Genomic DNA, 25,679 nt, shown 5'->3' with positions numbered 1-25,679 from the left:
AATATTCCTTGCAGGTGTTCAAGTTGGCACAAAATTGAAAGATGGGATTGTATTTAGAGGATGAAGAAACACATTAAAAGGAGGGATTAAATGTGGTCTTAAAAAAGACTTTAGGAACTGTTCTCTTGTCTTTGTCACTGGTATTGATCGGTGGATTTGATAATGCGGTCGAGGCAAGTAGCTCATCTACTGAAAAAGTGGTTAAGGCAAAGGTTGATTTGGAAACTATTAAGTATGAATTAGAAGTTGATCAAACAAAAAAAGAGGTTATTGAGGTTTTAGGAGAAGACAAAAGCGTTGTTATCAACATGATGGATGGATCATTAACATGGCGTTATGATATTAATACCGTTAAAGAATATTCATTTGAAAACGAATACGATATTGTTGACATTGAAGGTATTCAAAGTGGGGATATTGGACTTCAGGTTTTTATAGGTTGGAATCAAGAGAGCAATACTATAAATAGAATTACCGCTTATTACTTAAACAATAAAGATAAAAGAGTCTATGAATATCGAGTGTATCCGGACGAAAGTATAAAGGTGATCCCAATCACATGAATTTGGGGCTGAAATCATCCTTTTACGAATATTCAATTAAGCTATATTGTCTAATCGCTACCCAGAACTGATCACGGTATGCATCTGTTGGATAGTCCTATTTTACTGCTTGGGATAATTAAGGACTTTCTGGATATTGAGGTAGATATATGGTCTCGGGTGCTACATTGTGGCGCTGACCATGTTGGCACTTCCCGTTTTTAGTTTGGTCTCCCACTTTTTCGCCCGTGGGCTCTGGCTGCATTCAACCCTGATTTCGTTCCTCTGAAATAATGTCACCTCAAACTGATCCAGACCACTGAAGATCGCAAAGACGAGATTCTCCATTGCTGTAGTAATCGTATCGATATTTCTATTAATGGAAACGAAACTAATCCTTTTCTCCTGGAAATCGTAAATGAGATCCAGTAGGTGTTTTGACTGCCCCAATTCGGTCCAATTCAATTAGCTCTAAATAAATTTGCCGTTTACCACTGAAATTCACAGTTTATATAAACGTCTCAGTAAAAACTGATTGAAACTTAAGTTGGCTTGAAAAAAATTTTAGCCGAAGGTTATAGAACTAATATGAACACTTAGCTTACCGAGTCAAGAATCAGTATTTGATCTTCTTTTTTTATTCCATGAGTAAGAAAGTAATATGCAACCAAGGCCATGGGTGAATAATTGGAAATTAATCTTTCCCTTAATAACTAGGGGATATATGGTAAAAAAGAGTGTGTTACTATCAAAGAAGGAGAGATACGTAATGAATAAAACAGAATTAGTTAATAAAGTTGCTGAGGTATCTGAGCTATCTAAGAACGATGCAGGTAAAGCTGTTGATTCAATTTTGGAATCTATTACAGAAGCACTTTCAAGCGAAGAGAGTGTTCAATTAATAGGTTTTGGTAACTTTGAAGTAAAAGAAAGGTCTGCACGTAAAGGTCGTAATCCGCAAACAGGTGAGGAAATAGAAATAGCAGCAAGTAAGGTACCTGGATTCAGGTCAGGAAAGAGCCTTAAAGAAGCAGTAAAATAAGGTAACTTAAAGTGAGCGTTAGATGTTCACTTTTTATTTTGCCTTGGGAGCTGCCCCCCCTATGAGCATTCATAATGATCACGGGCTTTTCAGTTGGGTATCCAAGCTCTTTTACACGGTGCTAAATATTAATCGTAGAAGTAGGGTCATTAGCAGAAAAACCATTGACGAAATAAGAAGGATTGTCTACGTCCCCGATGGGAATAGTTTGCATCGCCCCAGGATCAGGATCTGGATTCGCATTCAACATGCCTTGAAATGCTACTTTTTCATCAATCCCCAGTACATCTGCCACGGCTAACGCTAATGCAGCGTTTTCCGGAAATACCATGTACTCAAATCCCTTCAAAAAGTCCTCGAATATGCGTGACGTGTCACAAATAATGACTTTCGTATTTCTATGTAGGGCTTCCTCTTTAAAATAGGGCACAAACTCACTATCGTTTATAATCAAGTACCCTCCGTTTGGAATGGTAGCAGCAAATGATTCAGCCACTTCTTTTAATGTTGGTCCCAATCCATGTGATCCTCTAAAACATTGACAATTACAGCTATATTGGCTTGTAACATACGCTCTTGAAAAATAACCTGATAATCCGGATTTACGGCCATGCACTCACTAACGAGTACCTCCATATCCATTTTGAGGCTTTCGTAATGACTTCTTTTTGTTCACGAATATTTGGGCTCTCGGGTTTTCGTTTAATCGGTTCCTCATTTTCAGGACCATAAATCATGCGAGCCGACGTACCTGTTGTTTTTCCTATCGTTTTATAATCGGCTTCCATAATCATGCCGGTAATTAAACGGGTAACTGTTGATTTTCCCCTTACCCCGTTAATATTGATACGTATTGGAATGGAATCAACATTGCTTTGATGTTTTTGTTTTTCATAGATCCCGAGAAACAAAATGAGAACAGCAAAAAGTGATGTAGTCAAAAGGACTATTCACCTTCTTCCTTTCCGATTATCATGTTGTCCAAATGGGATTTGACGGTATGTACAACGGGGTTTATGACAGTTTGACCGCCATTATGTAATGGAGATTAAAAAAATCTCCAACGTTTATATCCGGTTTCTTGAACGGTCTTTTGTGAAATTGTGATTTGTAAATGTTTATATAAACACTCCCCCAAATAATTGGCTTGCTCTCCTTACCTGTTAATCTGAATTTTTTAATAATTTTCTAGTATGCATGACCTATACTATATGACGTTTACAGTTTTATAAATTTTTTGTGAAGAAAAATTAATCATATTTTAACAAATATATATGGGATAGATGTTGTTATAATAAGGTTAGGAAAGTTTAAATATTTAAATATGGACAATTATGTAATATAAATGTAATATTAAAGGAGACTTATGAAGCAGGTAATAAAAATCAATATTTTTGCGTTCTACCTAGAATTTAAAACATTTTGAGGGGGAGTAAAATTATGAAATTACCAAAAAGAATCAAAAAGATACGTTGTAAAATGAGTAAGAAGGGGCATAAAATCGATGTAACTTCCAGGATCTGCTTACGCTGTGGTACATACAAAAGAAGCAAAGAACTTCGGCTGGAGGATGTCATTTAAATTCTACCGGTCATTGGATTAAATTCTGTGTATTCGATGTTATCTAACATGAGGGAATGAAAGTGACGCACCTTTTTTTTATTAGAGAGGAAGGAGTTGCTGGAATCTTTAACTGATGGGAGTATGGGACAGAGAAGCTTACAATCGATGTTGTAAAGCGGAATGTTTAGAAGGAATGAGCTGATTCCAACTATCAAATTAGGAAACGCTCAATGGATTGGGATAAGGTTATCGACTATAAATGTACCGATACAGTCATAACGAGTGTAAGTCAAGATGAGTATGGCTTGTGCCGGGAATTGAGGAAAAGGGTACGATAAGGAGGTAAGAGAGAGTCATGAAGTTTACACTGTCTCTATCAAATCCTCCCCTGTTTTTGGAAAATATAGTTTCTTTGTTGGCGGAACGTTGATAAAATATATGAAGCTTAATCAGTGAATTGGCCCTGTAAAGAGGGGGACGGGTGTAGTCTGAGGTAGTAAGTTAACATTAAAGAGGGCAATGGGGGAAGGTTCCAATCATTGCCTAGTTTTATCTATCAGACCATTTCTACCCAGCCTTTTTTAATGGCTGTAATGACAGCCTGTGTGCGATCATTAACCCCCATTTTTTTCAAAATATGGCTCACATGGTGTTTAACCGTGTTGTCATTGATATTAAGCGATTCAGCAAGATCACGTGTACTAACTCCGTTCGCCAGCAGTTGCAGTATTTCACATTCACGGCGTGTAAAAAGATGAAGTGGTTTGCGATATTCTACCGGTTGGAATGGATTCACCCCGGTGCTTTCTAATAGACGGCGATATGCCGTTACTAAACGGTGGGTCACTTTCGGATGTAAGTAGGATCCTCCATTATCGACCACTTTAATGGCTTCTAATAGGGAATTAGAATCTACGTCTTTTAACAGGTACGCTTGCGCCCCGTTTTTTAAAGCATGGGTTATGTAGTTTTCATCATCATAATTCGAAAGAATGATCATTTTTGCATTTGGATTAAGATCTATAACCTTTTTAGTTGCTTCTAAACCATCCATAACAGGCATACGAATATCCATCAACACAATATCAGGGTTATGTTTTTCTATGAGGTTAAGCGCCATTATTCCATCGTCGCCTTCTGCAACGACTTCAAAACTAGGCTCAAAATCCAATATAACCTTTACACCTTCACGAAATAATTTATGATCGTCAATTAATACAATAGTGGTCGTCATCGATTTCCCTCCTGCTTTCCCACTCTCTTATTCTCTATCTATTTTATGTTAATACCCCTAACCTATCAATTTATTATTTAAACGGCACAGTTTTAATATTATTTTGCATGAACAAAAAACAGAGGACCACCCATATTAGTTTTGACTACTATCTAAATGTTAAATAAAACCTTGTTTATCCCACTTTTTTATTCATAGAAATATTAGTTTATCTGCTTGATTGGCCCCAATAATAGAAAAAATAGAACAAACAAATGCCAATAATAAGAATCAATGCCGAAAACACATGCAACCATTTATCAGGAACTTTCAAATGACCCTTTCATGAATATTCTAAAATACGTCTGAAGTATCTTTTACCTGCTTCTATGAGGGTTTAGCAGATTTTGGACAATCCCTTATAAGCTTCAGGTGCCAAGGTAACCAGAGACCATAAACAATCAGATAAACAGGAATGGACCACCAAGTGTGCCAACCGCTTAATTTCATATACCCCGATTGAACCATACCCCATTCTAAAAAGAATGACAATCCAGTAAATAGAAACACAAGCCACCACATGTTTTCTGATTTTTCGTACACATGTGGTTACCGATTCCCAAAGAATCGATGAGCCATCAGAAGTCAGCCGAAACCATAGTACCTCCATCTACCGGAAGATGAGGGAAGTCACTCCCTCCTACTCGATTGTTCAATTATAGTACACTCTGTCTAGAACCTGTGGTTGTAAGTAATCCTTCGATCTATTTTAAACCAAAAAAACATCATTCCTTAATAAGGAATGATGTCCGATTGTTGCATAAAATTTAGAGACTCCTAAAAATAATCTCCCTTATCCAGAAGACCTTTTCCCTCTTCCATATCAAGCGCTGGAGAAGGAAGTGACCAGAAACTCGCTACAATCATAACCCCACTCACGAATCCTAACATACTATCTATTAATTCTTGGTTGAAAGTTTTCGTTGTAAAGGCCAATGCAGCCCAAAGACCGTCTTCTAAAGCTACTACAGACAAGTTATCCAAACTTAGCAATAATAGGATTGATGTAATTTAGCATGAACATGGTTATATAAAGCCTAGGGCATTTCTCAATAATTGGGCAGGTGGTTAAAGAAACTTTATTTAAAAATGCTGTTATTTCATTAGTGCTCCCTTATCTTGATTCAACATAACTTTAAATAGCAGACAGCAGCTTGCAATTATTTTTTATCTTTTTAGACGCGTCTAGGTGTAACCTCTAAATTAATAATAACAGACTGTTAAAAAACTTATATCGTAATAAAAGAATCATTTTTGTGCTTTTTTGGACAATTCTGGTTATGGCAAAGCCCCTTGCAGTTTTGTTTTTCTATCTCATTTCCTAAGTTATTACATTGCTCATAATCATTTTTCTTTTTTTGATTTTTATTGTTAATTGTCATTACACACACCCCTCTAAAAAAGTAATATTTCAATCAAGTCTTTCAATCAGATCCACTTATATCTCTTATCCTTTAAATGAAATTGCTCTTGTATTAAGAAAACTAACACTTATTAAGGCTTGGTATTTAAAAGGAGTTTTCTTACTGTTGAAATCTTCCTCGTTGTCGAAGGAGTTCACGGTCAAGCTCCTCATTTTTTTCAAATGCTGCTCTGCCGTGCAACCAAAATAAGTTATTTACCATTACAAGGTGACCTACAGGAAGGTCTAATTCTACTACATGTTTATCTTCTTCCATCGATTTAGATAAATCACGCAAATACTTAGCTTCCTCAATCGAAGCTGGATTGGCAAATTGATCGATGAAACAAATACATGGTTCGTTATTGTGATGAAAGAAGGTTTTCCTTTTAACATCCTGATTCACGTTTTTACTTGCCGGTGCTTTATACGTAATCTCTTTGCTGGCAAAAGGGTGATTATAAAACTTGTCTAATTCCTCCCAATCATCTAAATGCAACAATCGGGATTCTCCACCCACGGCGTTTCTTTCTTGCATTTTCATCATTAAGAGCCAGTCAGTTGATTCGTCAACGAATGTTCCGTCCGTGTGAAAAGTAAACAATCGGTATGCCTGACGAAGGTATGAATCACTTTCATCAGTATGTTTTACCTTGAACCGGGCGTAGTATTTCCCTGACATTGCATCAAAGTTGCATTCTCCAATCAAATGCGTTAATGCAGTGGAGAACAGAACATATTGATCCGTGTCTGTTATGTCTTCATCGAGTCCAATGGTAAAACCACCCGTTTGACGATCTTGTAAAATACTTTGCACTGTTTTTGTGAAGGCTTCGCCGAGTGTTTCCTGCAATGCATTTGATACAATAAATCGCGTATATGGAATATATTCGAGCTCTTGTACCTCGATATTTTTTATTTTTTCAAAAAAGGCTTCAAATGCCGTCTTTTCAATCGTAATATGATACATTCGATCACTTTGGGGATGAATAGCGATTTTGTAATGCTTCGTTTTTTGAGTAAAGTCGAGTACTTCTTTTTCCGTAATACTCATGTTCATTCCTCCTAAATTAATGGTTTTTCAAATTTCATACAAAAAGCCAGCCTTAACCTCACCATTTTTAATGGTAAGAAAGACTGGCTCTAACAGACGGTACGGCTTCCTTTGATCAAGAAAGGCCACGTCCTATTAAACAGCATTATAGTTGTAGAATTATATGATCATGATAATTCGTGCGCTTACGAAATGAAAAGGATAAACTCCCTAACGAGGTAAGCGTTATCTTTACTATACAAAATAAATATATAATTGTCAAAATATTTTATTAAATTGCATAGGAGTTTTTTTCTTCCATTTTGCGAAACACTTCTTCTCCAATTTGCAAAGCACTAGTTGCTGCTGGAGAAGGAGCATTGCACACATGAAAACTGCGTTTCCCTGCAATGATATAAAAGTCATCGACCAAGGTACCATCTGAACGCATGGCCTGAGCTCGCACTCCTGCAGGTGCTGGTTCAACATCGTCCTCGGTAAGAGATGGGATCAATTCTTGTAATCCCCTGACAAATGCTTTTTTACTAAAGGAACGTTTCATCTCCCCCATTCCCTCCTTCATATAAGAAGAAGCTAATCGCCAAAACCCTGTGGAGCCAAGCACCTGGGATAAGTCCGTTATGCTCCAATCCTTTTTTGTGTAACCTTCTCGCTTAAATCCGAGAACAGCGTTTGGTCCAGCCTCTACACTGCCATCAATCATACGAGTGAAATGAACACCTGAAAACGGAAAATCCGGATTTGGGACAGGATATATGAGGTCTTTTACTAGATGTCTAGACTCTCCTTTTAGCTGATAGTATTCTCCACGAAAAGGTACAATTTGCATATCCAAATGATAACCAGCCAGCTCAGCAATCCGGTCACTATGCAATCCTGCACAGTTGATCATCTTTTTCCCGCGTATCGTTTGCTGATTGGTCTCGATCGTTACCACATCTTGTTCATCAATACGCTTGACCTCTGCATTTAAATAAAGATCGGCTCCTTTTTCTTTGGTCAGAAGTGCAAGTGTTTCACTCACTTCTTTGTAATCCACAATACCTGTAGACGGTACTTCTATAGCTGCAGCTCCCTTCACGTACGGTTCCCGTTGTAAAAGAGCCTCCTGCTCTAACCAATGAACCGTTAATCCGTTATCCTGTCCACGTTCATATAATTTTTGTAAAGCAGGCAGTTGTTCTTCCCTGGTTGCTACGATTACCTTGCCACACTGATCATAGGCGATGCCGTGCTCTTCACAAAACGCAATCATTGACTCATTACCGGCTTTGGCAAATCGGGCTTTGTAACTCCCGGGCTTATAGTAAATGCCAGAATGAATCACCCCGCTATTATGTCCTGTTTGATGGGTGGCTACCTGTTTTTCTTTATCTACAATTGCGATGGATGCTTTCGGACGATGTTTTTGAATCGAATAAGCGACGGCTAGACCTACGATTCCTGCCCCGACGATCACGTAATCATACATTAGACCTTCACTCCATGTGTGCGTTCTTTTCTTACAACCTCATATTGGGTGTATAAATCTTTTAAAGCAGCAATAATTGCGTTTTTAGCTTTACCAAAATAATTTTGCTCAATCGCGTTGACCGGATCCTGAACACCGTTAAGTAAACTGTAGCCTTGTAAGAGGTGATGAATAAAATCTCGCCCATGCTCTGTGACCAGTGTGCATGAACATTGTAAAATCACTCCGTATTGACGGTCTAATTCTGCTGTAACTGTTAATGTATGAAACATACTGTGCGCAGCCATGCCTTCTGGGAGTCGAGCATGGCCAGCAATAAAGATAACATTTCCATTCTGCATATCTATTCTCCTTACCGATTAAGTATAAAGGCCTCTTTCAAAACCCAATATTTCTTCTGATCAAATAAATCTTTCATGTCCACTTTTTTAAAGGATATTTATGATTCTGCCATTCTTCTCATAAAAAACCTCCTTAATAGCTTTCGTTGTACTTTCTAATTGAAAAATAAAAAGCCAGTTAAGCAGACATGGGCTATGTCCATATCTGCTTAACTGGCTCTTCGTCTAAGCTATCGCTCTATTGTCTCAATAGAGTCTACTAGATTTGACAGTTTTTATTTTGAAAAAAATCCTTCTTCACTGATCTGGAAAGGGGGTGCCTAACCAGAAGTGAGATAGATTATTTTTAGAATATTCGACGAATTTATTATATCAATCGTGTATGATAAAAGTCAATATTATTCTATATATACCTCTATCAAGGAGGATAAAGTAAATAGAACACGTACTTGCATTACAAATATTGAGTCGCCATTAAGTAAAATCAAGTCATTGCTGAACTAATCGAATTGGATCCTCTTAAGCAAACCTCTCGATTTAGGTTTGTTTCATTTTGAATCGATATTGTATTTTTTGAGTACAGCACCATTGTCGCTTGACTAATTTATATATAGAAACAGTTTTATAGTTAGAAAGTTCCGATAATTTCTAAAATAGTGATTTTAAAAATCATAAATACATGATACAATAAATTCACAAAAAGAGAAAAAGGATTCCTATTATAGGAATTTTAGGAAGGAGAGAGATTGTTATAGCTGACAATAATGTAATTTTTGAAAGAAAAGGAAAAATCGAATGGATAACGTTTAATCGTCCAGAAAAACTAAATTGTTTAACAAGGTTTGAGCTATCACTAATTATTCAACAGCTACAAAAAATATCAAATAGTGATACGGTAAGAGCTGTTATTTTTACGGGAAAAGGAGACAAATCTTTTTCGACAGGCATGCATGTAAATGAATTTGATCAATTAAATCCTCAAAGTGCATATGAACTAATATCTGAGTTACGAATGGCTTGTCAACTCATTCGCACCATTCCACAAGTTGTAATTATGGCGATTAATGGACATTGTATTGGTGGTGCGCTAGAAATGAGTATGGCTGCGGATATTAGAATTGCATCAAAAAATGCTGTTTTTTCGATGCCTGAAATTAACTTAGGGATTCCATCTGTATTGGATTCAGTTCTTTTGCAAAAGTATGTCGGATTAAGTTTAGCAAAGGAAATGTTATTACTGGGTGAACCTGTAGATGTAGAACGTATGAATCAATTTGGTTTTTTAAACTTGGTTGTTGAACAAGATCAACTAAGAGAAACTGCTGAAGTATTTGCAAATAAAGTTGTTGAAAAGCCTTTTTACACGGTTAGACAACAAAAAGAATTATTTCAAACCTGGCAAAACACAAACTTAGATTATGCAATCAAGGATAGTGTAAACAAGTTCGCCCTTACTTTTTCAACAGAAATACCACAAAAAAGATTAGATGCTTTTTCAAAGAGAGAATAGTACTTTGAACATGTAGGCTACTTTATTCGAGGTACAATTAGTGAACTATAAATATCAATTTTTTGTTTTTATTCATAGGGGGGATGTGTACTGTTTATCATTAAAATGGAAGCGCTTCATATAAAAAGTTTTTATGGGGATATATTTTAGAAAATATTATCTAGTGTGAGTGACTAGTTAGGGGGAAGTAAATGAGAAAAAACATATTTCTGATAATCTTACTTATATCATCTGCACTAACATTCGTTGGTTGTAGTAATTCATCAAAGAGCAATGCATCTAACGGGGACAACAATGAGGGGAGCATTAATCTCCCAAGCCTAATGACGTGGAGTGTATATGACGTTGGAGCTAGCGGATACGCAGAAATGTCAGCTATTGCGGATATGCTGACAGAACAGTACAACACCAATATTCGGCTGATTCCTTCAGCAACTGGAGTTGGTAGAATGACCGTATTAAGAGATGGACAAGCTTCCATAGGTAAACTGGGAGATGAATCACAATTTGCCTTTGAAGGAAGAGAGGAATACGCAGATCTAGCGTGGGGGCCTCAAAACTTAAGAGCTGTATGGTCACCAATAAGTCAGTATGGATTTGGTGTACGGGAAGAGGACGGTATTGAAAGTATAGAAGATTTAAAAGGAAAGAAGATTCCTTATTTTCCTGGAAACTCCTCTGTCAATGTAAAAACTGAAGCAATGTTAGCATTTGGAGATTTGACGTGGGATGACGTAGAGGTAGTTGAGCTAACTACTTACGCAGGTCAGGGTGCAGCTCTCGCTCAAGGCCAAATAGACGCGGTCAGTGGAATTCCATCCTCATCTACTTTCTATGAGACAGATAGTAAAAGTAAGATAGATTGGATTAATATGAATCCAAATGATGATGAAGGATGGAGTCGTGTAGAAGAAGTTGCTCCGTGGCTATTCCCAGAAAGTCGAGATGATGGTGCAGGTATGGAAGGTGAAACTCCACTTATGGGATACGGCTATTCAATAGTTAGTTATGCTGATGCAGAGAATATAAAAAGCTTGTTAGAGGCGATGGATGAAAACTTTGATCAATTTAAGGACGCGGTTCCAGGAGCATCTCTTTACGCAAAAGAAAAAGTATTAACTGAACCTCGTGGACTTCCATTTCATGAAGAAACTGTGGAGTTCTTTAAGGAAAATGGTATGTGGAGTGAGGAAAAGCAAGCAAAAAATGATGAATTAATTGAACGATCCAATCGCTTAGCTGAAGCGTGGGAAAAAGTGGTGGCGGAAGCTAAGGATAAAGGGATATCAGATGAAAAATTTGCGGAGTATTGGTTAGAAAGGAAAAGTGAGCTTGTGAAATAGACTGAGTGACACGGTGTCAGTCAAATAAGGTGACTGACACCGTGTTGTTTTGTAAAAATATTCGTTTGGAGGTTCAAAAATGGACGGTAGATTAAACAAAACTTTGAAAATCATTGTTGTAATTTTAACTCTGACTGGAATTTTCTTGTCTATAAATAAGCTGTTTTATTTAAATCTTTTCGGGATAAACCCTATGCAAAATTCTTATTTGTATTTATTACTAGCCTGTTTCACTTCAATTGCTTTTCTCCTATTTCCTGCTAGTAAAAAAAAACCTACACCTGTTAAATGGTTTGATTTAGTATTTTTTGTACTTTCTATAGGAACTTTAATGTATTTTAGCTTCAATGGTGAACGTATCATTTTAGAAGGGTGGCAGTGGAATGCGCCTCCACTAGCTGTTTTTTTCAGTGTTATACTTTGGATTCTATTATTGGAGTCTTTGAGGCGAACAGGCGGGTTAATATTATCGATTATGTGTTTAGTTATATCTCTTTACCCTCTTATTGCGTCTAATATGCCCGTTAGATTTTTACAAGGAAAATCATATGATTTTTTCACTCTCGCAAGTAATCATGTTATGAGCAACAATAGCATTATCGGTATTCCCTTTACAACAGTTGGGAATCTAATTATTGGATTCTTAGTTTTTGGTGTCGTACTTACTTACACTGGTGGTGGAGGATTTTTCTTTAAACTTGCTCAATCTCTTTTTGGAAAAACAAGAGGAGGTGAAGCAAAGGTTTCAGTCGTAGCAAGTGCTTTTTTTGGGATGTTGAGCGGTAGTGCTATTTCTAACACGATTACATCTGGAGCAATGACAATCCCTGCTATGAAAAAGTCTGGATATAAAGCCCATTATGCTGGAGCTGTTGAGGCTTGTGCTTCTACAGGAGGAACTATTACTCCGCCAATCATGGGTTCAGCAGCATTTATTATGGCATCTTTTTTAGGTGTTCCCTATTTGGAAATTATTCTTGCAGCAGCAATACCCTCGTTTTTGTATTATCTTGCATTATTAGTACAAGTAGATGGTTATGCAGCGAGAAAGGGATTAAAAGGAATGCCGAAATCAACCATCCCCTCATTTATAGGAACAATAAAAGAGGGATGGTATTACCTTATCGCTCTTTTATTGTTAATTGGATGTATAACCATTCTTAACTCAGAAGGTCAGGCCCCTTATTATGCGAGTGCAGCATTATTAGTAATCGCGATGATTAAAAAACAAACTAGAATGAATTTGAAACAAATGTTCGATATGGTTGTGAATATGTCCAAGGTTTTAACTGAAGTGGTGTGTATTATTGCAGGTGTAGGTTTTATTGTTGGAGCTTTATCTGCAACAGGAGTGTCTTTTTCATTTTCTAGAGAATTAGTGGCTATGGCTGGTGACAATGTACTATTGATTCTGATGGCAGGAGCGATTACGAGTTTCATTTTAGGGATGGGTATGACTGTGTCAGCTGTATATGTATTTTTAGCTATTGTTATGGCTCCAGCACTTGTAGAAGTAGGGATAAATCCCATCGCAGCACATTTATTTGTTGTATATTGGGCGACTGCATCTTATATTACACCTCCTGTTGCTCTAGCTGCTTTTTCCGCCGCAAGTATAGCAAAGTCAAGCGCGATGAAAACTGGTTTTACAGCAATGCGTTTGGGTATAGTGACGTTTTTGATACCTTTCTTCTTTGTATACCAGCCAGAGTTAATTGCGCAAGGAAATGTAACACAGATCGTTATAGTAGTAGCCACTTCAATTATAGGAGTAGGTTTGCTGGCTTCTGCATTGGAAGGTTATCTAACTGGAGTAGGGAGAATAGACAATATTTTATTCCGGATTCTTTTATTTGCTTTAGGGGTTTGTTTATTTATTCCTAATCTGACCACCGATATTATCGGTTTAATAACTGTATTTTTTGTTTATATAGGGAGTTTTATCTTATCGAAAAGAGACTCGGGGCAAGCAGTTAATAAGAGAGAAGAGTATAAAGTTATGGATAATTAACACGGGAATTGGTAAGTAAAACGTTCAATTATTGCTGAATAAAGATCATGTAAAATTATCTGAATTTACTACCTAAGTTGACTATTCAGATAAATTGCACTATATTTATAATATAGGAATAACATTTCCTATATTGTGAATAAAGTTGAAGGGTAGTCGTTAAATGCGTATAAATTTATATCAAATGGGGGGAAAAATATGAGTCTAAAAACATTAACGTCTAATTCTACAGAATCTCATATCGGAGCTATGCCGGATACAAAAGGATTAGACTTTTATAAAGAGGATCCAAATTTATCATTTTTGCTTAAGCATTATCTCTCATCGGAAGAGTATGACATGTCGCTTCCACATTTAAAAAAGTTAGGGGAAGTAGCTGGCACACGACTGGATGAATTATCAAGAACAGCAGATAAGAAGACTCCTGAATTGATCAATTACAATGAAAAGGGAGATCGCGTGGATGAGGTTGACTACCATCCCTCTTATAAAGAAATGATGAAAATAGGTTACGGTGATTTTGGATTGGTTGCCATGTCACATAAACCAGTTTTAGGTTTTTCCACGAAAATACCACATGTTCTCAAGTATGGGTTTTGGTATCTGTTCGTCCAGTCTGAATTTGGTCTAGCATGTCCGATGAGTATGACAGATTCAGCGGCACGTGTTATAAGAAATTTTGGCAGCCAAGAGTTAAAGGAAAGATATCTACCTCGTATGACAAGTACGGATTTAGATGAGTTATGGACTGGTGCTCAATTTATGACAGAGAAACAGGGAGGGTCAGACGTTGGTGCTAATACGGTATCAGCGAAGAAAGTTGACGATCACTGGGAAATTTGGGGGGACAAATGGTTCTGTTCTAATGTTTCAGCAGATTTAGCGTTAGTTTTAGCCCGTCCAGAAGAGGCTCCTTCCGGTACTAAAGGTCTTGGAATGTTTTTAGTGCCAAGAAAGTTAGAGGACGGATCTCTAAATAACTATAAGGTGAATCGTCTAAAAGATAAATTTGGGACAAGAGATATGGCTTCGGGTGAGGTGACATTTGAAGGAGCAGTTGCTTATGTTGTTGGTGATGTCACGAAAGGCTTTAAACAAATGATGTCGATGGTGAATTCTTCTCGGTTGTCAAATGCCGTACGCTCTAGTGCAATGATGCGAAGAAGCTTTCTAGAAGCACTTGTTTCATCTAGGGGGCGTGAAGCATTTGGTAGTTCTTTAGCCGAAAAACCCCTTATGAAAGAAACGCTTTTTGAATTGCAATTGGATTCTGAGGTAGCGGCGTCTACGGTATTTTATACAGCTTCCGTTTATGACAAATCTGATCAAGGAAGCGAGGTAGATAAAAAACTTTTACGTATATTAACGCCGTTGTTAAAAGGATACATTTGTAAACGTGCAAGGTATTCTACTGCAGAGGCAATGGAGGCTAGAGGAGGAAATGGATATATTGAAGATTGGGTTGATGCAAAACTTGTTCGTGATGCCCACGTGGGTTCTATTTGGGAAGGAACCACAAATATTATTGCCTTGGATATAATTAGAGCATTGGCAAAAGACAGTGCAGGAGAAGTGTTTTTTAATAATATTTATTATCGTATAGAAATGATCTCCAACCCTTTAGCTCAGAAGGTTAGCGAAATTCTCAAAGCTATTACTAAAAAGGTTGAAGAGCAATCAGAAAAAATAATAGAGATATATGGTCCTGAAAGAGAGTTGCCAGCGAAACAACTAATGAATCGAATGTATCATGTCCTGGCTGCCAGTCTATTATTAAATGAGTCTGAAATACAAATCACAGAAGAAGAGAACTATCGAAAATTATACATGACCTTGCAGTATATCCATCGTTATCTAACTTCTAATGGTTTGGACGAATTAGTTTACACTGATTCCTCATTACTGGAGTCGTTTGAAGACATTGTTAATTTTGGTAAGGTCTCCGCTGAAAGAGTAGAAAATTTATTGAATAATTTTCGGCAAGCTGTGAATCTCTAAGTAATCACTATCCGCTATAATTTAGAACGATAATTGATTAAAGAGTAGGGGGGAAGATATGAATAAAGCATTAAGCGGGATAAAAGTTCTTGATTTAAGTAGAGTGGTTGCCGGACCGGTCTGTGCGAGTATGCTAGGTGATTTAGGTGCTGACGTTATTAAAGTAGAAAACCCTGATAAGGGTGATGACACTAGGCTATGGCATCCTCCTGATATAGAAAACTTAAGCTTGTACTTTGCTGCAGTTAATCGAAATAAACGAGCAATAACAGTGGATTTGAAGACAGAAGAAGGCCTGAATATTATAAAAGAAATCATTAAAGAAGCAGATGTAGTAGTAGAAAATTTTAAGACCGGAACAATGGAAAGGTTGGGGTTAGGCTATGATACTTTAAAAGCAATTAACCCAAAAATAATTCACTGTTCCATCACGGGTTTTGGTCACTCAGGCCCATATAAGCAACTTCCAGGTTACGACTTTCTCGCTCAGGCGATGAGTGGATTTATGAGTATAAATGGATCACCGAATGGTGAACCGGTGAAGGCTGGAATTGCTATGGCTGACTTGTACGCGGGACTGTACGCTGTTATTAGTATCTTGGCGGCTGTGCAAGCAAGGAATCATACGGGGCGCGGTCAGCATTGTGATGTTTCTCTGTTAGATTCTATGGTGGCTTCTTTATTAAATATAGGAACGGGATTTCTAAATACGGGTGAATTACCTAAGAGATATGGAAATCAACACCCTACGTTAGTTCCTTATCAGAATTTTAATACAAAAGATCGTGAAATTGTAGTTGCTGTAGGAAATGACAGGCAGTTTCATAAATTATGCTCTCTCTTAGGTAGAGAAGATCTTGCCAAAGATGAGCGGTTTGCTACTTCTAATGGAAGAGTCGTAAATAGAGAGGAGTTAATACCTTTATTGCAAAAAGCATTTATAACAAGAGAAGCGGATGAATGGATGGCAGTTCTTCAAGAAAACAATATTCCTTGTGGACCTATTAATAATTTAGATAAGGTATTTGAAAATGAGCAAGTTCTTGAAAGAGAAATGGTACAGGAAATTGAACATCCTGAAGTTGGTGTCGTTAAACTTTTAGGATCACCTTTAAAAATGTCAGATACTCCTGTGTCTATTGAAAGACACCCACCTCTCCACGGTGAGCATAATGCAGAGGTATTATCCGAATTAGGGTATAGTAATCAGCAAATTGACTTATTGATAAAGAAAAAAGTTATTTGTGATAGTCCTGTAACTAGTAATTAGAAATGCAATTTCTTTGGTGATTAGCTCATGCTTGCTGGGAGCTACCATTTTGACAGTTAACAATACACAATACTTAATGGTAGTTTCCCTTCTATGTCAAATAAATTTGTGGTTAATAAATTATCGGAATCATCAGTAAAAGGAAGCCCTGATTAGGACATAGACAGAAGTATTCTGATAGAACGGAAATGTATGTGGTTTTGAAATTCACTGAGTAAAACATTAGCAGGAGGAGTAATAATGAATAATATTGTTGTAGTGGGCTCTGGTGTAATGGGTAGAGGGATTGCGTATATTGGAGCAATTGGGGGCTATTCGGTAACAGTAGTTGACATCAATAAGGATTCTTTAGAAGATGCAGAGAAAAACATAGGTTTGATTTTTGAAAAAGGAGTCTCACGGGGAAAGTAACAGCAGAAAAGGCAGAAAAAAGCCGCGAAAATTTAAGTTATGAAAGCAACCTGGCGAAAGCAGCTGCTACTGCTGATTTCATTATTGAAGCTGTAACTGAGAATGCAGACGTAAAACAGCAAGTATTTGAAACAATGGAAGAACATGCGCCGGAGCATTGTTACTTCGCAACAAATACTTCTACTATGAGTCCGACAGAGATAGCTTCTTATGCCAAACGTCCTGAAAAGACAATTGCGATGCACTTTTTTAACCCAGTACATAAGATGCCTCTTGTTGAAATTATACGAGGACTTGAAACTAGTGATGAAACAGCAAAGATTATCAGAGAAGTTGCTGAGAAAATGGGAAAAGAAACAGTTGTTGTTAATGAATTTCCTGGTTTTGTGACAAGTCGTATCAATGCATTAGTCGGCAATGAGGCATTCTGTATGCTTCAAGAAGGACTAGGTACACCGGAAGAGATAGACAAAGCGATCAAGCTTGGTTTGAATTATCCGATGGGTCCTCTTGAACTCACTGATCTTGTTGGGCTCGACACACGTTTATACAACTTGAGATATTTGCATGAGAAGCTTGGCGAGAAATACCGTCCAGCGCCCCTACTAGAGCAGTATGTTAAAGCAGGACGAATGGGTAAAAAAAGTGGAAAAGGTGTTTATGATTATACTAATAAAGAAGAGTTGGTTAAAAAATGAGAGAAGTAGTGATTGTTGATGCTGTCCGGACCCCGGTTGGTAGATATAAAGGGTCTTTAAAGGACGTTAGACCAGATGATCTTGGGGCGATTGTGATTAAGACTTTAATAGAAAGGAATCCGAATTTGACACCTGACCAAATAGAGGAGGTAGTACTTGGGAATGCAAACCAAGCTGGTGAGGATAATCGAAACGTTGCAAGGATGTCTTCGTTGATTGCAGGATTACCGGTAGAAGTTGGGGGAACGACGGTTAACCGCTTGTGTGGTTCAGGTCTTGATGCTGCAATGTATGGGGCAAGGGCTATTGCAGTTGGCGAGGGAGATGTTTTCATAGCTGGAGGAACGGAGAGCATGACCCGAGCACCTCTAGTTATGGCGAAGCCTGAAAAAGATTTTCCGCGCGGTACTATGGAGTTACAGGACACAACGATTGGATGGCGGTTCGTTAATCCAACAATAGATAGATTGTATGGGACCGAATCTATGCCGCGTACGGCCGAAAATATAGCAAAGCGTTACAAAATCTCTCGTGAAGAACAAGATGAATTTTCATTCCAAAGCCAGCAGAATGCAAAAAAAGCTATAGAGGAGAAACGTTTTACGGAAGAAATCGTTCCCGTTACATATAAAGATAAGAAAGGAAATAATATTGTCGTCGATGCAGATGAACATCCGCGTCCAGACACCACTCGTGAAAAGCTAAGCAAGTTAAGGCCGATATTTGAAAATGGGACGGTAACAGCTGGCAATGCATCAGGGATCAATGATGGAGCATCTGCTTTACTTATGATGAGCGCTGAAAAAGCTAAGGAATTAAACTTGAAACCAATTGCTAAGTACCTTACAGGAGCCACGGCAGGACTAGATCCAAGTGTAATGGGACTTGGGCCCATTTATGCATCAAAAAAAGCTTTAGGACGAGTTGGATTGTCAGTCAGTGATCTAGGGATTACTGAGATCAATGAGGCTTTTGCTTCCCAATCGATAGAGTGTATACGTCAGCTAGACCTTGACTACGGAAAAGTCAATGTTAATGGCGGTGCCATAGCTCTTGGGCATCCTCTAGGAGCTAGCGGTGCTCGCATTTTGACTACTCTTATTCATGAAATGAAAAGACGAAATGAGAAATATGGTCTTGCTACTATGTGTATTGGAGTAGGACAGGGCATAGCCGTAATCGTAGAAAATATGGAGGACTGTTAATCAATCTATTTTATAAAATAGATTGATTAATTTTTAAGAGTTTTAACATTAACATTAATGTTAAAACTAGCTCTGTCAGAGTATGGTCCTAATAAAAAGAGGGAGAGTTATTTCATGTCTAGTAATATTAAATACATAATTGAATACAATATTGGTTATGTGTCAGTAAATCGACCTGAAGTATTAAATTGTTTTGATTATAAAACCCTTACTGAATTGCAAGAAATAATAGATATGATTCACATAAACCAAGATATCAAAACTGTCATTTTTACAGGAGAGGGGACGAAAGCTTTTAGTGCCGGCATTGATCTAAAGGAACGAAAGTCATTAAGTGAAGAGAAAGTTAGAAGAAATGTCAAAGCGATTCGAGAATTATTTAACAGTATTGCAGATTTACCGATTCCCACCATTGCAGCTGTTAATGGTTATGCATTAGGAGGGGGGTTCGAATGGCTATTGTCATGTGATTTTGCTATAGCAGTTGAAGAGGCGATGGTAGGATTGACAGAGACAAGTTGGGCTATTACTCCAGGGGCCGGTGGCACGCAACGTTTACCAAGAATAATAGGAGCCGCCAAAGCAAAAGAACTTATTTTCACTGCTAAGAAATTAACAGCATCAGAGGCACTTGATTTAGGTATATTTTTGACGGTGGTGCCTCGTCCTCAGCTAAAATCTACATGTGAGGCATTAGCAACAGATATTGTGCAAAATGGTCCGGTGGCGTTAGCCCAGGCGAAGTATGCTATCGATCAGGGAATGAATACAGATTTGCAAACCGGGCTTGCCATTGAGTCAAAATCTTATGAATTGACAATACCTACTCAAGACCGTATAGAAGCTCTTAACGCATTTAGTGAACGAAGACCATCACAATTTAAGGGATGCTAAATTTTAGTACTGAATATCATTGTAAAAGCAATTCTTCTAGCTCTACCACCTATTAGTTGATAGTATTTTTGAACATACTGGTGTAAAGAAGAGGCATACCCCGTTCCATAAAGAAGATCCTTTAATCGAATCTTCTTTCTCCCTAGCGAATTGTCTTAACATTATTGTCATTATCCCAGGAAGAAAGACTCCATCAAAAGAAAGACCGTCCTTGATGGGGTCTTTCCTAAAGATCGAACGGTAAGGGTGAGCAAAATCTTTCCATAACTCTTTTCCTATTGGTAATTTTTCTATCTCCTATCGAAATCATAAATAGTGTTTATAGTAGGAAACATAAGTGGATTATCCCTCGGTTGATTTTGATCAAGAACTTGAATTGATAAATGTATAATCCTATAAATAACAGCAAATATACCATTTCGTTGGTTAAAATCGCTATAATATAATTACAAGTATTTAAATAAGATGGAGGATTATATTTATGAGCTCTAAAACATCAGCGACAGTGTTACGCGCAATTAAAATCATTAACTATTTAAATGAAAAGTCTGAGCCGCAAGGAATAAAGCAAATAAGCGAAAATCTTAATATTTCTTCTACTATTACACATAGATTGTTAACGACGTTGAAGATGGAAGGGTTGGTATTTCAAGATACAAACTCTAAAAAATATTCACTAGGTACAGTTTTTATCGATTACGCCAACAAGATAATTACTGATTTACCTATTCTTTCTTTTATAGATCCGTATCTAAAAAAGTTGAGAGATATAACACAGGAGACAGTCGGCTTTTATATGTTGACAGGTATGGTTAGAATGTGTGTTGCGGAACACGTGAGCAAGCAAGAAATTAGCAGAAAGGCAGGGGTAGGTAATAGAATTCCCCTCCATTTAGGGTCAAGTGGTCGAGTAATTCTAGCTTTTCTTAATAAGGATTTACAAACGCAAATTTTGAACTTTCTACCAGAGGAAGAAAGAAAAATCATTACACCGAAACTAGATGTCATAGAAAAATCGAGATATTCCATAAATGAAGAAGAACTCACACAAAATGTAGCAGCATTATCAGCACCTGTATTTGGTGCAAAAGGCAAAGTAATTGGATCTATTTCTATTTCTGGTCCTCTCTTCCGTTGGAATAAAAATACCATGGAACAACATATTCCTGTGCTGTTAGAAACGGCAGATAGTATTTCGAAATCTTTGTATTGAGAGAAACCACGATAATAATAATACGTTAATTGACTTAAGTTCCAAGAGTCAGAAGATGAGGAGTTTTTGGTATGAATAATGTGATTTTCATTGCTGGAAACGATCGTTTTCCTGGAGGAATGGCAGCCAAAAATGTGTTTCAGACATTAATGATGACAGCTGAGTTAGACAGAAAGTATGTAGCATATTAGAATGCTCCTGTACACTAGCTACTAAACATGGCCGCGAATTTATTCATCAGACTCTTCGTGGTTATTGTTTAGTGGATGGAATTGAGAAACCAGTGAGAGCGATCGAAGAAAATTATTTTGAGAAAGCAAAGAATACAATCATTGAATTTGAGATATTGCAAGGAAAGAGAACTATCCCGATATAGGAGGTGTATGCTGAAAATAGAAAAGTCACGATGGTCAAACGACATAAAGTTATTTAAAAAGGGTGATTAATGATATCACAGCTTTCCAGGTAACTAACTAGAATTAATCATTACATTTTGTTATAAAGATTATTAATCATTACTATAAACTAAATATTCGCAATATATTGAATTATCCCAAATTGTTTGGTTTAATAAAAATCATAATGATAATAATGGGGAATTGTAAAAACTAAGATCGTTTGTAAGCGCTATCACAAAAGGGAGGGTGGAGTTGATCTAATATCATAACGTTGAGATTGCCGGCCAATGCTTAGTCGATCAATTCTAAATGGTTAGCATGGCATCAATGTAAAAATTATGAGTATAATGCTTGCTGGCGTCTAATTCTACTATAATTAACCAGTTGTGTATTGGTTCTGTGTTAATCGTTGAGTGAGTAGTGGTTGGTGTGTGATCTCTTGCTATATCAAAAAATTTAAAGATCAGGGAGTGAAGTAATGATTTGGTATATTGTTTGGTTGGTCACTTTTCTAGTTGGCATTACTATACTCGGAATGGTGTACTCTCGTAAGATAAAAACTGCCGATGATTTTATGATGGCTAATTTCAGCTTAGGTTTTTTCCCGATTTGTGGAAGTATTATTGCAACCGCGCTAGGGGCTGCTGCAGTAATTGGTAAATCAGGTAAAGGATTTGAGGTTGGTTTATCTTGGATTGTTGCAACCATTCCTTTTGTGACATTTTCCATACTTCTTGCCATAGTCCTTGGACCAACGATACGCAAATTGAAACTGTACACACTTCCTGATTTTTTCGTTCGCCGCTTTGGTAAATCTACCGGGATTATCCCAGCTTTAGTCATTGCTATTCTATATATGACGCCAACCTTTGGTATGCAGATCGTTGCAATGGGTTCAATCCTGACCGGGATTATTGACATATCGGTTATCTTGGCTATGTTATTGGGTTTTGTTGTTTGCGTAGCGTTTACTTTAATGGGTGGGATGCCAAGTGTTGCATGGACTGATGCAATCCAATCAGTGTTAATTCTCCTAGGTATCATTGTCTTATTCGTAGTGGGGCTTAATTACGTTGGTGGTGTGGATGTAGTCATTAATAATACACCAGACCATTTATTGAGTTTTTACGGAGCAATGAGTATTACGGAAATGGTTAATTACTTTATCATCTTTGGACCGTTCTATTTAGTATGGCAAACGACATGGCAACGGTTGGCAGCCGCCAAGACTGAAAGGACAGCTGTTAGAGCCGTTTCCACGGGCTATGTAATGTGTGGTTTGGTTGCCGTATTTTCACTTGGTGTAGGAATAATAGCCCGCCAAGTTTTGCCATTAGACACAGATCCTGATTTAATCTACACCGAATTTTTGACGATAATTTTACATCCTGCTATAGGTGGTTTCATTATGGTCTCGGTTTTTGCGGCCGTGCTGACAGGGGCAACATCTTTTCTATTAAGCGGTGCAGCTAATATTTCAAAAGATATTTATCATGGGTGGATTGCCCCCAACGCTAGCGACAAGAAAGTACTTAATGTTTCACGTTTCTCAGTTGCTGCAATGGCATTTTTAGGTTTAGGGGTTGCATTATTTATTAAAGATATCATTGTCATCTACACATACGCAGTGTCTTTATCTGCAATAACAATGGTTATGCCCGTCATGGCAGCGATGTTTTGGAAAAGGGCTACGAAAAAGGGGGTAATAGTCAGTATCATAGGGTCCCTGGTTTTTACTTTAATATGGATCCTTGCAGGAAGACCTTTTGATCTGCATGAGGTTATCCCTGGATTGGTTGTATCTTTATTGTTGCTAGTAGGAGTCAGCTTATTTACGAAGCATTCTCCGGAAGAAGAGGTTATCGCCTACTTTTATGGGTTAAAAGGGATTAAGGATCCTGCTCTGAATTCTCCTGAAAGTGAAACCAATACCAATGTAAAAGATGCATAACAATCCTGACAATGGACATTTTTAGTAGATTTACTTACAAATGTTTAAAATTATAAAGAAAGAAGGCATTTTCATGTTTAAAGCAGATCTATTGTTGACAAATGCAAATGTATTGACGCTTGATGAGGATAACACTCGTGCCTGCTCTTTGGCAGTAACAAATGGGCGTATCAGTGGTGTTTGGCCAGATGCAGAGCCGCCTAAAAATGAAGTGGAAACTGGAGCGGACACTGAAGTGGTTAATTTAAATGGAGCAACTCTGATACCTGGGTTTATTGACACTCACAATCATATTCTTATGTATGCTCAATCACGGAAAAAAGTCAATTGCAGTACACCTCCTAATCAATCCATAAGCGATATATTAAAGTCATTAGGTAACAAAATAATAGAAAAACCAAATGGAGAGTGGGTGGAGGGGTATGGGTATGACGACACCCTTCTTGATGAAAAACGTCATCCGACACGCGATGAGTTAGATAAGATATCTCCAAACAATCCTGTCGTAATCAGACATATTTCAGGGCACTTGGCAGCTGTGAATTCATTGGCGCTTAAGTACGCCGGTCTAAAAGAAGGGGTGGCTGATCCGAAAGGCGGTTCTTTTGGAAGGGATTCTCAAGGACGTTTAAATGGTATGCTATATGAGGCATCTGCCATGAAGCCAGTATTTTCACAAATGCCAATGCCAACCGTGAAAGAAATGGTTACTGCATTGGGGGAAGCATCGAAGGACTATTTGGCTCAGGGGATCACAACAAACTCGGATGCGGCCGTAGGAATGCATTTAGGCATTAAAGAATTGGACGCCCATCTTAAAGCGGCCAAACAAGGTGTTAACCCAATGCGAACGCAATTGATGGTGATGCATAACCTTTTGCGTGAAGGTGAAGTTTTCGGTGATTATTCCGCTGAGCTTCTAGATCAAGAGATACGGGATCGCTCAAAAGGATTTGTTAGATTGGACAGCGCAAAAATGTTTCAAGATGGTTCGATTCAGGGGTTAACTGGAGCTTTGAGGAAGCCGTACTATAAAAACCCGGAAATCCTTGGCGATCTTATTTTTGAACAGGAACCTTTTCAAGAGGAGATTCTTGATTTGCATAAAAGAGGTTACCGCGTAACTATTCATGGAAACGGTGATCGAGCGATTGGATCAATATTGGATGCATATGAGTACGCTTTAACTGAAAGTCCGCGCAAAGACCACCGCCATCGGATTGAACATGTCCAAACGGGTACGCCATGGGATTTGGATAAAATGAAAGAACTCGATGTGGCCGGTTCATTTTTCATTAACCATGTTTATTACTGGGGAGACAGGCATGAACGCCTGTTTTTGGGACCAGAACGAGCAAGGAGGATCAGCCCACTGGCTGATGCGGTTGACCGTGATTTATTGTTTACGTTGCATTCAGACTGTCCTGTTACTCCGATATCCCCTTTATTTTCGGTGTGGGCTGCCGTTAATCGTTTGACGAGTGACGGAAACGTTCTTGGACCTGAACAGTGCTGTGATGTGACCACCGCATTAAAATCAATGACGATTTTCGGAGCAAAATTGAATTTTGACGAGGAAAACACTGGCAGTATTGAACTTGGGAAATGTGCTGATTTTGCTGTACTGGAAGAAGACCCCACAAAGGTTGATTCAGTGTATATTAAGGATATCTCGGTTTTAATGACTTTTATAGACGGGAAGATTGTTTATGAGGAAAAGGGGAGTTCCTTAATAAAATAAAAATTGATATATGGTAAGTCTAGGGACTCTTCCGAGTCTCTATCCAAATTGGGTCAGGGGAGTTCAAAGAGCTGATCCATTCAATGTTTGACAACGGTTCTAATGGTTTAATAACCTTGATTTCGGCTCCTTATTGATCAGATTTCTTCCCATACAACATACTTAAAACTTTCCCAAATTAAGCTCTTGCATTTAGCAGGAGCTTAATTTACATTGAGCTTATCAAAAATAAACCAGCAACGGCCACTTCTATGTCATCAGAAAGGTTAAATGATGTATATAATCATATTTTGTTTCTGATATGCCTTTTGAAACTGTGTAGATGCTGATATGTGAGTAAATAATTTT

21 protein-coding genes and 2 pseudogenes are annotated in these 25,679 nt (G+C 37.7%); 15 read left to right on the top strand and 8 right to left on the bottom strand.

What is annotated here, in order from left to right; genetic code table 11:
• The first annotated feature begins 92 nt into the window (after positions 1 to 92).
• Complete coding sequence (locus tag MUO14_RS09540) at positions 93 to 563, top strand: hypothetical protein (protein ID WP_244754992.1); 471 nt, start codon at positions 93 to 95, stop codon at positions 561 to 563.
• A gap of 162 nt (positions 564 to 725) precedes the next feature.
• Here MUO14_RS09540 and MUO14_RS24740 read toward each other — a convergent pair whose 3' ends face one another.
• Positions 726 to 992 (bottom strand): recombinase family protein, encoded by a 267-nt coding sequence (locus MUO14_RS24740; protein WP_396265817.1) that lies wholly within the window; start codon positions 990 to 992, stop codon positions 726 to 728.
• 319 nt (positions 993 to 1,311) lie between these two features.
• Between MUO14_RS24740 and MUO14_RS09535 the strand changes: the two genes are divergently transcribed.
• A complete protein-coding gene (locus MUO14_RS09535; RefSeq protein WP_244754991.1) occupies positions 1,312 to 1,584 on the top strand; it encodes an HU family DNA-binding protein in 273 nt (90 codons plus the stop codon).
• A gap of 124 nt (positions 1,585 to 1,708) precedes the next feature.
• Here the strand turns inward: MUO14_RS09535 and pgsB are convergent.
• From pgsB to MUO14_RS09500, 7 genes and pseudogenes are all read right to left on the bottom strand, one after another.
• Positions 1,709 to 2,534, bottom strand: a pseudogene (pgsB, locus tag MUO14_RS09530) (poly-gamma-glutamate synthase PgsB); the annotation flags it as partial.
• Between the two features lie 1,169 nt (positions 2,535 to 3,703).
• The gene (locus MUO14_RS09525) at positions 3,704 to 4,381 is read right to left on the bottom strand and encodes a response regulator (RefSeq protein WP_244754990.1); all 678 of its coding nucleotides are present in this window, start codon (positions 4,379 to 4,381) and stop codon (positions 3,704 to 3,706) included.
• Positions 4,382 to 5,197: 816 nt separating this feature from the next.
• A complete protein-coding gene (locus tag MUO14_RS09520) occupies positions 5,198 to 5,395 on the bottom strand; it encodes a hypothetical protein (protein ID WP_244754989.1) in 198 nt (65 codons plus the stop codon).
• 254 nt (positions 5,396 to 5,649) lie between these two features.
• Positions 5,650 to 5,802, bottom strand: coding sequence for a hypothetical protein (locus tag MUO14_RS09515; RefSeq protein ID WP_244754988.1), 153 nt, complete (start codon positions 5,800 to 5,802; stop codon positions 5,650 to 5,652).
• Between the two features lie 141 nt (positions 5,803 to 5,943).
• Positions 5,944 to 6,876, bottom strand: a complete 933-nt coding sequence (gene glaH / locus MUO14_RS09510; protein ID WP_396265816.1) for a glutarate dioxygenase GlaH — start codon at positions 6,874 to 6,876, stop codon at positions 5,944 to 5,946.
• A gap of 271 nt (positions 6,877 to 7,147) precedes the next feature.
• The gene (gene lhgO, locus MUO14_RS09505; RefSeq protein ID WP_244754986.1) at positions 7,148 to 8,347 is read right to left on the bottom strand and encodes an L-2-hydroxyglutarate oxidase; all 1,200 of its coding nucleotides are present in this window, start codon (positions 8,345 to 8,347) and stop codon (positions 7,148 to 7,150) included.
• The gene (locus MUO14_RS09500; RefSeq protein ID WP_244754985.1) at positions 8,347 to 8,688 is read right to left on the bottom strand and encodes a DUF3870 domain-containing protein; all 342 of its coding nucleotides are present in this window, start codon (positions 8,686 to 8,688) and stop codon (positions 8,347 to 8,349) included. The genes lhgO and MUO14_RS09500 overlap by 1 nt, the downstream gene beginning before the upstream one ends.
• Before the next feature lie 691 nt (positions 8,689 to 9,379).
• Here MUO14_RS09500 and MUO14_RS09495 point away from each other — a divergent pair.
• From MUO14_RS09495 to MUO14_RS09435, 13 genes and pseudogenes are all read left to right on the top strand, one after another.
• Positions 9,380 to 10,198 (top strand): enoyl-CoA hydratase/isomerase family protein, encoded by an 819-nt coding sequence (locus MUO14_RS09495; protein ID WP_318036037.1) that lies wholly within the window; start codon positions 9,380 to 9,382, stop codon positions 10,196 to 10,198.
• Between the two features lie 191 nt (positions 10,199 to 10,389).
• Complete coding sequence (locus MUO14_RS09490) at positions 10,390 to 11,541, top strand: TAXI family TRAP transporter solute-binding subunit (protein ID WP_244754984.1); 1,152 nt, start codon at positions 10,390 to 10,392, stop codon at positions 11,539 to 11,541.
• A 79-nt stretch (positions 11,542 to 11,620) separates the two neighbouring features.
• Positions 11,621 to 13,552, top strand: a complete 1,932-nt coding sequence (locus MUO14_RS09485) for a TRAP transporter permease (RefSeq protein WP_244754983.1) — start codon at positions 11,621 to 11,623, stop codon at positions 13,550 to 13,552.
• 198 nt (positions 13,553 to 13,750) lie between these two features.
• A complete protein-coding gene (locus MUO14_RS09480) occupies positions 13,751 to 15,550 on the top strand; it encodes an acyl-CoA dehydrogenase family protein (protein WP_244754982.1) in 1,800 nt (599 codons plus the stop codon).
• A 58-nt stretch (positions 15,551 to 15,608) separates the two neighbouring features.
• Positions 15,609 to 16,820: a CaiB/BaiF CoA transferase family protein gene (locus MUO14_RS09475; RefSeq protein ID WP_244754981.1), complete on the top strand. Its 1,212-nt coding sequence runs from the start codon at positions 15,609 to 15,611 to the stop codon at positions 16,818 to 16,820.
• Positions 16,821 to 17,057: 237 nt separating this feature from the next.
• Positions 17,058 to 17,929 (top strand): annotated as a pseudogene (locus MUO14_RS09470) (3-hydroxyacyl-CoA dehydrogenase).
• On the top strand, positions 17,926 to 19,134 hold the full coding sequence (locus tag MUO14_RS09465) for a thiolase family protein (protein WP_244754980.1): 1,209 nt from the start codon (positions 17,926 to 17,928) through the stop codon (positions 19,132 to 19,134). Before MUO14_RS09470 ends, MUO14_RS09465 begins: the two are co-directional and overlap by 4 nt.
• A 114-nt stretch (positions 19,135 to 19,248) precedes the next feature.
• Complete coding sequence (locus tag MUO14_RS09460; protein WP_244754979.1) at positions 19,249 to 20,028, top strand: enoyl-CoA hydratase-related protein; 780 nt, start codon at positions 19,249 to 19,251, stop codon at positions 20,026 to 20,028.
• Between the two features lie 481 nt (positions 20,029 to 20,509).
• Positions 20,510 to 21,241, top strand: a complete 732-nt coding sequence (locus MUO14_RS09455) for an IclR family transcriptional regulator (protein ID WP_244754978.1) — start codon at positions 20,510 to 20,512, stop codon at positions 21,239 to 21,241.
• 71 nt (positions 21,242 to 21,312) lie between these two features.
• Positions 21,313 to 21,432, top strand: a complete 120-nt coding sequence (locus tag MUO14_RS09450) for a DUF3870 domain-containing protein (protein WP_244754977.1) — start codon at positions 21,313 to 21,315, stop codon at positions 21,430 to 21,432.
• Positions 21,426 to 21,617 carry a DUF3870 domain-containing protein gene (locus MUO14_RS09445; RefSeq protein WP_304654222.1) on the top strand — a complete coding sequence of 64 codons (192 nt, stop codon included), beginning with the start codon at positions 21,426 to 21,428 and terminating at the stop codon, positions 21,615 to 21,617. The genes MUO14_RS09450 and MUO14_RS09445 overlap by 7 nt, the downstream gene beginning before the upstream one ends.
• A gap of 500 nt (positions 21,618 to 22,117) precedes the next feature.
• A complete protein-coding gene (locus MUO14_RS09440) occupies positions 22,118 to 23,590 on the top strand; it encodes a sodium:solute symporter family protein (protein WP_244754976.1) in 1,473 nt (490 codons plus the stop codon).
• A 73-nt stretch (positions 23,591 to 23,663) separates the two neighbouring features.
• Positions 23,664 to 25,331: an amidohydrolase gene (locus MUO14_RS09435; RefSeq protein WP_244754975.1), complete on the top strand. Its 1,668-nt coding sequence runs from the start codon at positions 23,664 to 23,666 to the stop codon at positions 25,329 to 25,331.
• Positions 25,332 to 25,679 lie beyond the last annotated feature (348 nt).

The organism is Halobacillus shinanisalinarum (genome assembly GCF_022919835.1).
In the GTDB taxonomy this organism is placed as follows: domain Bacteria; phylum Bacillota; class Bacilli; order Bacillales; family Halobacillaceae; genus Halobacillus_A; species Halobacillus_A shinanisalinarum.
Note: the sequence above shows the minus strand (reverse complement) of the source record. Positions and strands in the feature narration are given on the sequence as shown.

Excerpts from the sequence above, each read along its gene's own strand:
- MUO14_RS09535 (WP_244754991.1), top strand. The coding sequence starts at position 1,312 with ATGAATAAAACAGAATTAGTTAATAAAGTTGCTGAGGTATCTGAGCTA.
- MUO14_RS09525 (WP_244754990.1), bottom strand. The coding sequence starts at position 4,381 with ATGACGACCACTATTGTATTAATTGACGATCATAAATTATTTCGTGAA.
- MUO14_RS09515 (WP_244754988.1), bottom strand. The coding sequence starts at position 5,802 with ATGACAATTAACAATAAAAATCAAAAAAAGAAAAATGATTATGAGCAA.
- glaH (WP_396265816.1), bottom strand. The coding sequence starts at position 6,876 with ATGAGTATTACGGAAAAAGAAGTACTCGACTTTACTCAAAAAACGAAG.
- lhgO (WP_244754986.1), bottom strand. The coding sequence starts at position 8,347 with ATGTATGATTACGTGATCGTCGGGGCAGGAATCGTAGGTCTAGCCGTC.
- MUO14_RS09500 (WP_244754985.1), bottom strand. The coding sequence starts at position 8,688 with ATGCAGAATGGAAATGTTATCTTTATTGCTGGCCATGCTCGACTCCCA.
- MUO14_RS09490 (WP_244754984.1), top strand. The coding sequence starts at position 10,390 with ATGAGAAAAAACATATTTCTGATAATCTTACTTATATCATCTGCACTA.
- MUO14_RS09485 (WP_244754983.1), top strand. The coding sequence starts at position 11,621 with ATGGACGGTAGATTAAACAAAACTTTGAAAATCATTGTTGTAATTTTA.
- MUO14_RS09480 (WP_244754982.1), top strand. The coding sequence starts at position 13,751 with ATGAGTCTAAAAACATTAACGTCTAATTCTACAGAATCTCATATCGGA.
- MUO14_RS09475 (WP_244754981.1), top strand. The coding sequence starts at position 15,609 with ATGAATAAAGCATTAAGCGGGATAAAAGTTCTTGATTTAAGTAGAGTG.
- MUO14_RS09465 (WP_244754980.1), top strand. The coding sequence starts at position 17,926 with ATGAGAGAAGTAGTGATTGTTGATGCTGTCCGGACCCCGGTTGGTAGA.
- MUO14_RS09460 (WP_244754979.1), top strand. The coding sequence starts at position 19,249 with ATGTCTAGTAATATTAAATACATAATTGAATACAATATTGGTTATGTG.
- MUO14_RS09455 (WP_244754978.1), top strand. The coding sequence starts at position 20,510 with ATGAGCTCTAAAACATCAGCGACAGTGTTACGCGCAATTAAAATCATT.
- MUO14_RS09450 (WP_244754977.1), top strand. The coding sequence starts at position 21,313 with ATGAATAATGTGATTTTCATTGCTGGAAACGATCGTTTTCCTGGAGGA.
- MUO14_RS09440 (WP_244754976.1), top strand. The coding sequence starts at position 22,118 with ATGATTTGGTATATTGTTTGGTTGGTCACTTTTCTAGTTGGCATTACT.
- MUO14_RS09435 (WP_244754975.1), top strand. The coding sequence starts at position 23,664 with ATGTTTAAAGCAGATCTATTGTTGACAAATGCAAATGTATTGACGCTT.